Annotated in this window: 1 rRNA gene; it reads right to left on the bottom strand. The window is 57.7% G+C overall.

Going from position 1 to position 1,413, the window contains the following annotated elements:
• Positions 1–1,413 (bottom strand): 23S ribosomal RNA (locus IEZ08_RS39000); the annotation flags it as partial.

Genomic DNA, 1,413 nt, shown 5'->3' on the forward strand with positions numbered 1-1,413 from the left:
TCCACCTCCGGCCTATCAACCCGGTCGTCTACCGGGAGCCTTACCCCCTCACAGGGTGGGAGACCTCATCTCAAGGCAAGCTTCCCGCTTAGATGCTTTCAGCGGTTATCCCTCCCGAACGTAGCCAACCAGCCGTGCTCCTGGCGGAACAACTGGCACACCAGAGGTTCGTCCGTCCCGGTCCTCTCGTACTAGGGACAGCCCCTTTCAAGTCTCCTGCGCGCGCAGCGGATAGGGACCGAACTGTCTCGCGACGTTCTAAACCCAGCTCGCGTACCGCTTTAATGGGCGAACAGCCCAACCCTTGGGACCTACTCCAGCCCCAGGATGCGACGAGCCGACATCGAGGTGCCAAACCATCCCGTCGATATGGACTCTTGGGGAAGATCAGCCTGTTATCCCCGGGGTACCTTTTAGCCGTTGAGCGACGGCGCTTCCACCAGCCACCGCCGGATCACTAGTCCCAGCTTTCGCTCCTGCTCGACCCGTCGGTCTCACAGTCAAGCTCCCTTGTGCACTTACACTCAACACCTGATTGCCAACCAGGCTGAGGGAACCTTTGGGCGCCTCCGTTACCCTTTAGGAGGCAACCGCCCCAGTTAAACTACCCACCAGACACTGTCCCTGATCCGGATCACGGACCCAGGTTAGACGTTCAAAACGACCAGAGTGGTATTTCACCAATGACTCCACCCCCACTAGCGTGGCGGCTTCCCAGTCTCCCACCTATCCTACACAAACCGTTCCAAACGCCAATGTCAAGCTGTAGTGAAGGTCCCGGGGTCTTTCCGTCCTGCTGCGCGTAACGAGCATCTTTACTCGTAGTGCAATTTCACCGGGTCTGCGGTTGAGACAGCGGGGAAGTCGTTACGCCATTCGTGCAGGTCGGAACTTACCCGACAAGGAATTTCGCTACCTTAGGATGGTTATAGTTACCACCGCCGTTTACTGGCGCTTAAGTTCTCAGCGTCGCCACTCCGAAAAGCAGCTAACCGGTCCCCTTAACGTTCCAGCACCGGGCAGGCGTCAGTCCGTATACATCGTCTTACGACTTCGCACGGACCTGTGTTTTTAGTAAACAGTCGCTTCCCCCTGGCCTCTGCGACCCCCACCAGCTCCGAGTGCAAGACTCATCACCAGTAAAGGTCCCCCTTCTCCCGAAGTTACGGGGGCAATTTGCCGAGTTCCTTAACCACAGTTCACCCGATCGCCTTGGTATTCTCTACCTGACCACCTGAGTCGGTTTCGGGTACGGGCCGCCATGCTCCTCGCTAGAGGCTTTTCTCGGCAGCATAGGATCACCCACTTCGCCACAATCGGCTCGGCATCACATCTCGGAGTTGAATAAGCGGCGGATTTACCTACCACTCCTCCTACCTGCTTACCCCAGGACAACCACCGCCTGGGATGGGC

Source organism: Planobispora rosea, assembly GCF_014648175.1.
GTDB lineage: Bacteria > Actinomycetota > Actinomycetes > Streptosporangiales > Streptosporangiaceae > Planobispora > Planobispora rosea.